Genomic DNA, 7,917 nt, shown 5'->3' with positions numbered 1-7,917 from the left:
GATGTGTATAAGAGACAGCGGCGGCGGCGGTCGCGGCCAACGGGCCTCCCGGCTCCGTCCCACCCCGCGTGCGGGACCGGCGGGGCCCTTTGGCCCGGAGCATGCGGGGGCGACGGGTCATGGCCGTACTCCAGGAGGTGAGGCGGTGATGACCTCACATACTCCCAGGTGTGGGCGGTGTGGTGACGGCCGGTCAGGTATGCGGCGAGTGCGCCCCGGCTTCCGCACGTCGTGCGGCCGAGCTCGACGTGCGGCACCGGGTCCCCGAACCGGGGAGTGCGGCTACGTACCGTTCACCGTTGGCCGGTGACGGCCGTGGGTGCCGGGTGCCGGCCGCCGGACCGTGCCCGCCGGGGGTGCCTCCATGTTCTCCACCAAGCGAGCGGGGTTTGGGCGTGGGGTTTTCCGTGGGCTCGGCAAGAGTGTTCTCGAAGGCGCTCGGTGATCGTCGTCCGAGGTGAGGTGGGGATGTCGGCGAAGGGCAGTGCGTCGAGCGTCGGTGCTCCTCCATGCGCAGATGCTCCGGCCAGGACCAGGACGACGCCTGGATCCTGGCCGGAGGAGCCGTCCGGTTCCACCGTCGCCGAACCGGATCGAGTGGGGTGCCGGCGAGGTCCCGGGCTACCTGGGTGATCGGTGGTCGACTCCCTCGGAGACCTGGACGCTCACCGGCATTCCCCGCTTCCCACCGTCACGTGCCCACCGGCTCACCGGGCCGTTGCGGTCCAAGGAAGGTGGCCGGGGCATCCTGCGGGGCACGCCGGTGGGCGCATCAGGACGGGACGGGCTCCATCCGCACGACCGTCCCGTCCCGCCGGGCCCGTTCGGCGGCCCATACGACCAGGTGGGACTCCAGGGTCTCGTACGGCCCCGAACCCACCAGTGAACGATCCCCGCTGGCGACAGCAGCGATGAAGGCCCGGAGGAGCTCGGTGTCGGCGCCCCCGTGCCCGTCGGCGGCCGACGCTCCGCCGTCCGGGTCCAGGTCGAAGGTCTGCTGGGTGTCGGTGAGGAAGTCGTGCAGGGTGATCCGGCGCCCGTCGCCCTCCAGCGATCCGCGGGTGCCGAAGATCCGGGTCTTGCGGAAGTCGAGGGCGGTGAAGGCGGTCATGGTGAACGAGGCGGTGATCCCGCCCTCGTACTCCAGGTTCACGACCTGGTGGTCCACCACGTCGTTGTGCCCCGCGTAGACGCAGGCGCCGTAGGGCCCCTCCGCGAGCGCGGTGTGCAGGCCGGCCGCGGAGACGTCGTCGGTGACGACGCCGAGCGGCCACTGCTCGTAGACCGGATCGCCGAGGAACCGCTCGTAGATACGGACGGCGGAGTACACGCAGGTGCGCTCGACGGGGCAGCTGACGCAGCGGTCGCCCGCGCCCGCGGGCTTGTTCTCCGGCCGGAAGTGGTGGAGGCCGCCGAAGGAGGAGACCCGTTCGACGGGCCGTCCGACGAGGTGGCCGAGCCCCAGGAGCATCGAGGACGACCGAGCCTCCACCGCCCACTGCCCACGTACGTAGGAGTGCGCCTGGTGCCACCAGCCGACCGGCTCCAGATGCTCGATGCTGACGATGTCACCGATCCGGCCCTCGGAGATCAGCTGCTTCAGCTTCACCGAGTAGGCGGTGTAGCGCAGTACGTGGCAGACGCCGAGCAGGATGTCGTTGCGTACGGCAGCCTCCACGATCCGGCGCGCGTCCGCCTCGGAGGGGGCCATCGGCTTTTCGAGCAGGAGGGCGTACCCGAGGTCGGCCAGGGCCACCGCCGGGTCGGCGTGGAACCGGTCGGGGGTGGCGACGACGGCGGCGTCGGCGAGCCTGGGCCGGGCGGCGAGTTCGCTCCAGTCCTGGAAGACGTTGGCCTCCGGGAGGCCGAATTCCTCGGCGAAGGCCTGGCGTCGGGCGGGATCGGGGTCGGCCACGGCGGTGACGGTCGCGAGCCCTTCGGACACTGCGATGCGCGCGTACGAGGCCCCCCGGGCCCCGGCACCGACGATCGCCAGAGTGACGGTCACGAAAAAGTCCTCTTTACTTGACGGCACCCTGGAGGATGCCCTTGATGAAGTGGCGTTGGAAGAAGAGGTAGAGCAGGACGATCGGCGTGATCACGATGATCGTGCCGGCGGACAGCAGCGGGATGTTCTGGCCGAACTGCTGGACGAACTTGCCGAGCCCCGAGGGCGCGGTGCGCATCGCCGGGTCCTGGATCAGGACCAGCGCGAGCAGGAACTGATTCCAGGCCCACATGAAATACAGCAGGCCGAGCGTGGTGAGCGCGGGGCCGGCGGTCGGCAGCAGCACCTTGGTCAGGGTGCGCCAGCTGCCCGCTCCGTCGACGGCGGCGGCCTCGGTCAGCTCATGCGGCAGGGACTCGAAGTGCGTGCGCATCCAGTACACGCCGAACGGCATGAACAGGCCGATGAGCGGCAGGATCACCGCCCAGTAGGTGTTCAGCAGGCCCACGGACCGCAGGTCGTAGTAGAGCGGGATGACGATCGCCTCGTAGGGCAGCGCCATGCCCAGCATCAGTGTCGCGAACAGGGGCCCCTTGACGCGCAGGCGCATGGACGCCAGGCCGTATCCGGCGAGTGTCGCGAGGATCAGGGCGATCGGCACGACACCCATGGCGATCACGGCGCTCGACTTCAGCAGCGAGCCGAAGCCAGCCGTGGTCCAGGCGGTCGCGAAGTTGCCCCACTGGGGATCGGAGGGCCATTTCAGCCCCGGCGACAGCTCGGTCTGCGGCTGGAGGGCGGCGCTGAAGAGCGCGAGGAAGGGGAAGAGAACCGACACGGCGGCCAGGACGAGGACGAGCCGGGGCAGGTGCTTGGTCATTTCATCGCTCCCGGGTGAGCCTGTTCAGGATGTACATGACCACGCAGGTGAGCACGGACAGCACGGTGGCGAGCGCGCAGGCAGTGCCCACGCGGCCGGCGGTGAAGACGAGTTGGTAGACCTGGACACCCGGGACCATGGTCGAATAGCCGGGGCCGCCGCCCGTCATGACGTACACGACGTCGAAGCCCGCGAGGGCGGCGATGACCGTGACGGTGCAGGCGACGCCGATCTCCTTGCGCAGGCCCGGCACGGTGATGTGCCAGAACTGGCGCAGCCGGCCGGCGCCGTCGAGTGAGGCCGCCTCGTAGAGCGACGGGTCGATCTTGCCGATGCCGGAGAGCAGCAGCAGGAAGCACAGCCCGGTGGAGACCCAGGTGCCGATGAGGCCCACGGTCGGCAGCGCCCAGGAGAAGTCCCCGAGCCAGGCCCGTGCGAAGTCGCCGAGACCCACGGCGCGCAGGAGCTGGTTGAGGGGCCCGTCCTCGCTGTAGATCCACTTCCAGACGACGCCGACAGCGACGAGGGGGAGGACCTGAGGAAGGAAGATGACGGTGCGGATCAACGGCATCGCGCGCCAGGGCACGGAGGCCACCAGCGCCGCCAGGACGAGGCCCAGGCCCACCGGGATCACGGTGTAGAAGAGGATGAAGACGAAGGCGTGGAGCAGGGCGCTGCGCAGGGCGGGCTCGCTGAAGACCGCGGTGTAGTTGTCGAACCCCGCCCAGGTGGCGACGCCGATGCCGTTCCAGTTCCAGAACGAGAGCCACACGCTGTGCAGCCAGGGCCCGATGACGAAGGCGGCGTAGAAGAGGACGGCCGGAAGGACGTACAGGAGCGGAACGAGGTGGTGGCGCCTGGAGCGGGTTGCCGACGGCATCGGTGTGCGCACCGGGCGGGTGGCGTCCTCGGCCACCCGCCCACCGCCGACGAGCACGTCAGCCATGGGTGCCGGCCCACTCGTCCTGGACGGCCTTGACGAAGCCCGACGTGTCGGTCTTGCCGGCGAGGAGCTCCTGGGTGGCGGCGGTGAGCTTGTCGTTCATGGTCGCGGTGGCGTTGTTGTTGAAGCCGACGAGGCCGTTGTCCGCGTTGACCTTTGACCATGCGGCGACGATGTCGGCCATCACGGTGCCGCTCTCGGGCTTGGCCGCGGCGATGTCGGCGGGCATGAATCCGGCCTTGAACTGCTCGGCGGATGCCTCGGCCGAGTGCAGGAAGTCCAGGAAGGCCGCGGCCGCGTCCGGGTGCTCGGAACGGGAGGAGACGGCGTAGGCGACGGACGTGCCGATGGCGGTGGCGTGTTCACCGGGGAAGGCGAAGAATCCGGCGTCCTTGCCGAGCTTGGCGTCGATCTTCGCGGCGTCCCAGTTCCCGTCGACGAAGAACAGCCCGTCGCCCTTGGCGAACTTGTCGGTCGCGCTCTGCAGATTGGTGCCGTTGGCGCTCTTGGGCAGGTAGCCCTTCTTCGCCCACTCCCCGACCTTGGTGACGGCGGCCCGGTTGCCCGCGGTGTCGAAGGTGGCGCCCTTCTGCCCGAAGGTCCACTTGGCGGCGGCCTCGGCTCCGTCCGCCGACTGACCGGCGAGCTGGATCGGGAAGGACGCGTGGCCCTGGGCGTTGCCCAGCTGAAGAGGGGTCTCTCCGGCCTTCTTGGCCATGGCGAGCGCCGCCTCGAACTCGGCGAGCGTGGTCGGCGGTGCGGAGATGCCGAGTTCGGCGGCCTTCGCCTTGTTGTAGTAGACGCCGACGAGCGAGAAGCCGGCGGGCGCCGCGTAGAGGTTGCCCTCGCCGAGCGTGGAGCCGTCAGCGCCCACCCGCCACTGGTTGAGCTGGGTGCTCGCGTACGTCTTGTCCCAGCCGTACGCCTTCGCGTACGGGGAGAGGTCGCGGACGAGGTTGTCCTTGACGGTGGTGCCGACGGAGTTCAGCAGAGCGATGTCCGGCGCCTGGTCGGAGGCGAGGGAGAGGTTGAGGCTCTTGTTGTAGTCGTCGTAGTTGGTGTCCTGGTAGGCGATGTGCACATTGGGGTGCTTCGCTTCGAACGCCTTGATGATGGCCTTGACCGCCGCTCCCGATTCCGGGGTGGAGACCAGCGTCAGCGACGCCTCGCCCTCCGGTACCCCCGTCTCGACGGGGCCGGTGGATGCGGCCGGAGCGTCGCTGCCGGGCCCCGGCGCGCAGGATGTCGCGGAGAGCACGACGAACACGGTCCCGGCCAGCATTGTTCTGAGCTTCATCGGGTTGGTCGCTTTCGGGAAAGGCGCAGGCGCCATGTGGCAGGATGACGAATCGGGAGACTAGCCGTGTCCCAGAGGTTTAGTAAGGAAGTTTTCTTTCAAAGTGGCCCATGTCACATATGCTTCGACAAGTTGCGCAGAGATCGTCAAAGGGGGACCGATGAGCGACGCGGACGTTCTGCCGGGTGGCGACCAGAGCTCTCTCAGGCACCTGAACACCAGCCGGGTGCTCCATCTCCTGTACGACGGCGTCCCGTTGACGATCAACGCGATCTCCCGGGTGACGGGCCTGTCCCGGCCGACCGTGCGCGGCATCGTGACGGCGCTGCTGGAGGGCGGGCTGCTCAGGCCGGACGGGCAGGACGCCGTCCGTACGGGAGGGCGCCCCGCCCAGCGCTACGCGTTCGACCGGAGTGCGGGCCGCCTCGCGGGTCTGCGCTTCGACGTCGACGGAGTCTGGGCGCGGGTGACGGACCTCGCGGGGGAATCGGCGGTGACGGCGCACGTGGCGCTGCTCGCGGAAGACACTCCCGAACGGCGCATGGACGCGGCGGTGGCGCTGGTCCGGCAGCAGCTCCCCACTCCCGAAACCCCGTTGTGGGCTGTGGGGGCCGGTACGCCCGGCATCGTCGACGGTGCGGGCACCGTACGGCTGAGCGTCGCCATCCCCGGCTGGACGGGCACCGAGCTGACCCGCGAGCTGGGTGACCGCCTCGGCTGCCCGGCGGTGACGGCCAAGGACACCAACCTGGCCGCGCTCGCCGAGCACCGGATCGGCGCGGCCCAGGGCACACCCGACATCCTCTACGTGCAGATGGGGAGCCGGCTCGGCGTCGGCGTCCTGGTCGACGGCCTCCCGTTCACGGGGCGGACGGGGGCGGCGGGCGAGATCGGCCGCCACCCCGAGCTGGGCTGGAAGGACGCCCCGGCGAAACTCTTCGCGGCATCGGGCTCGGCGCGCGACAGCGAGGAGGAGGCGGGAGTGCTCGCCTTCGCCCGCGCGGCACACGGTGATCCGGAGGCGCGGGCCGCGGTCGACGCCTATGCCCGCACGCTCGCGGACGGCATCGGCGCGATGGTACTGGCCGTCGATCCACGGCTGATCGTGCTGGGCGGCGGCCTGGCCAAGGCGGGCGCCGTGGTGCTCGACCCGATCCGGCGCCGGCTGGAGGAGATCTGCTACGAAGCGCCCCCGCTCGCCCTGACGGCCCTGGTGGACGACGTGGTGAGCGTGGGCGCGGTGGAGGCCGCGCGCGATCTGGTGCGTGCCGGCATGCGGCTGACCGTCGACCACGTCCTGAACTCCTGAACTTCTGCCACTTCCGGGCGAGGCGCTCCAGAGCGACGGCGCTTCGGCGCTTCGGTGCTCCGGCGGGACGGCGTTCCGGCAGGGCGTGGCGCACCTGACATGAGGCATTCCGGACGCGGGGATTGACAGTCTCTGGGCTTGACGGCACATTGCGGGCAGGCTTTCGAAGGAAAGTTACCTACGAAAGTGCCAAGAGTAAGAGCCGAAGGAGCTACTGTGAGACGTCGTCCCGTGCGGACCCTGCTCACCGGCGTGCTGGCTTCCGCCCTCTGTTTGCTGGGTACCACCCTGAGCGGACAGAGCGCCCACGCCGCCGACTTCCCGCCCAGCCCGGTCTCGAAGCCGGGCTACACCCTCGACTTCCAGGAGGAGTTCGACGGCACCTCGCTCGACGAGGACAAGTGGCTGCCGTACTACCTGCCCCACTGGACCTCTCAGCGGGAGAACGCCAAGGCGCGCTACACGGTCGCCGACGGAGTGCTCACCGAACGCCTGGACCCGGACACCCCGGCCTGGAACCCCCAGTACGACGGCACCGTGAAGATCTCCAGCATCCAGACCTTCAACCAGGACTGGTGGCACCGCTTCAACTACGACATGCCGAACGACCACCACGAGCCGAAGTTCGACGGATACTCCACGCGGTACGGCTATTTCGAGACCCGGGCGAAGTTCTCCGACGTCGGTGGCGGAGGCCACCAGGCCTTGTGGCTGGTCGGTACCGACGACACCACCAGCGCCTCGGCCAACTCCGAGATCGACTTCATCGAGACGTTCTTCAGCAAACCCGATACCTGGCGCATCGCCGCCTACGGCTGGGGCGACCCCGACTTCCTCGGCTCCTGGGACGGCTCCGAGGACCCGGTGCCCAGCGGAAAACCGACGGAGGAATACCACGTCTACGGCATGGAGTGGACGCCGACGGAGCTGAAGTTCTACTACGACAACCAGCTGTTCAAGACCATCAACGATGCGCCCAACATGCCTATGGGCATGATCCTCGGCCTGTACACGGACGCCGGCTCCGGCCAGCACAACGATGTCTGGCCCAAGTCCTGGAACGTCGACTACCTGCGGGTCTGGAAGAAGGATGGCGGCTACCCGCAGACGTACGACCGGTACAAGAACCGTGAGACCGGCCTGTACATGCACATCAAGGGGAACACCGGCCGACTCCAGTACGGCGACGTGCCCGCCACCGACCTGACCTCGCAGTGGACCCGGGAGGCGACAGACGGCCACTACCGCTACAAGAACCGTGCGACCGGGGAGTACCTGAACACGGAGGACGGGACCGGCACCGTCCGGTACGGCACGTTCCCCGCGACCTGGTGGAGCGGTCAGTGGACCGAGGAGAGCGTCGACGGCCGCATCCGCTTCAGGAACCGTCAGACCGGCCAGTACATGCACACGGAAGGCGCCACCGGATCCGTCCAGTACGGCTCCGTGCCGGCAACGTACTGGACCAGCCAGTGGACGCGCGAACCCGCCTTCTGACCCGCCGCTGAACGCCGGGCGCGCCCGCGGAGGGCGCGCCCGC

6 protein-coding genes are annotated in these 7,917 nt (G+C 69.2%); 2 read left to right on the top strand and 4 right to left on the bottom strand.

Annotated elements, in window-relative coordinates; genetic code table 11:
• Positions 1-772 precede the first annotated feature (772 nt).
• Genes IH13_RS0121930 through IH13_RS0121915 form a run of 4 tightly spaced genes read right to left on the bottom strand, consistent with a single transcriptional unit; the run spans position 773 to position 5,068 of the window.
• Positions 773-2,008: a Gfo/Idh/MocA family protein gene (locus IH13_RS0121930; RefSeq protein ID WP_031087011.1), complete on the bottom strand. Its 1,236-nt coding sequence runs from the start codon at positions 2,006-2,008 to the stop codon at positions 773-775.
• Between the two features lie 13 nt (positions 2,009-2,021).
• Positions 2,022-2,828, bottom strand: coding sequence for a carbohydrate ABC transporter permease (locus IH13_RS0121925; RefSeq protein ID WP_031087010.1), 807 nt, complete (start codon positions 2,826-2,828; stop codon positions 2,022-2,024).
• Between the two features lies 1 nt (position 2,829).
• Positions 2,830-3,774, bottom strand: coding sequence for a carbohydrate ABC transporter permease (locus tag IH13_RS0121920; protein WP_051835896.1), 945 nt, complete (start codon positions 3,772-3,774; stop codon positions 2,830-2,832).
• Complete coding sequence (locus IH13_RS0121915; RefSeq protein ID WP_031087008.1) at positions 3,767-5,068, bottom strand: ABC transporter substrate-binding protein; 1,302 nt, start codon at positions 5,066-5,068, stop codon at positions 3,767-3,769. Before IH13_RS0121915 ends, IH13_RS0121920 begins: the two co-directional genes overlap by 8 nt.
• Before the next feature lie 160 nt (positions 5,069-5,228).
• Between IH13_RS0121915 and IH13_RS0121910 the strand changes: the two genes are divergently transcribed.
• Positions 5,229-6,377: an ROK family transcriptional regulator gene (locus tag IH13_RS0121910; protein ID WP_051835894.1), complete on the top strand. Its 1,149-nt coding sequence runs from the start codon at positions 5,229-5,231 to the stop codon at positions 6,375-6,377.
• A 216-nt stretch (positions 6,378-6,593) separates the two neighbouring features.
• Positions 6,594-7,874, top strand: coding sequence for a family 16 glycosylhydrolase (locus tag IH13_RS0121905; protein ID WP_051835893.1), 1,281 nt, complete (start codon positions 6,594-6,596; stop codon positions 7,872-7,874).
• The last annotated feature ends 43 nt before the right edge of the window (positions 7,875-7,917 follow it).

The sequence above is a fragment of the Streptomyces sp. NRRL WC-3549 genome (genome assembly GCF_000721935.1).
Lineage (GTDB): Bacteria > Actinomycetota > Actinomycetes > Streptomycetales > Streptomycetaceae > Streptomyces.
This window is presented reverse-complemented; position numbering and strand designations above follow the sequence as displayed.

Coding starts and splice junctions, on each gene's coding strand:
- IH13_RS0121925 (WP_031087010.1), bottom strand. CDS start 2,828: ATGACCAAGCACCTGCCCCGGCTCGTCCTCGTCCTGGCCGCCGTGTCG.
- IH13_RS0121920 (WP_051835896.1), bottom strand. CDS start 3,774: ATGGCTGACGTGCTCGTCGGCGGTGGGCGGGTGGCCGAGGACGCCACC.
- IH13_RS0121915 (WP_031087008.1), bottom strand. CDS start 5,068: ATGAAGCTCAGAACAATGCTGGCCGGGACCGTGTTCGTCGTGCTCTCC.
- IH13_RS0121910 (WP_051835894.1), top strand. CDS start 5,229: ATGAGCGACGCGGACGTTCTGCCGGGTGGCGACCAGAGCTCTCTCAGG.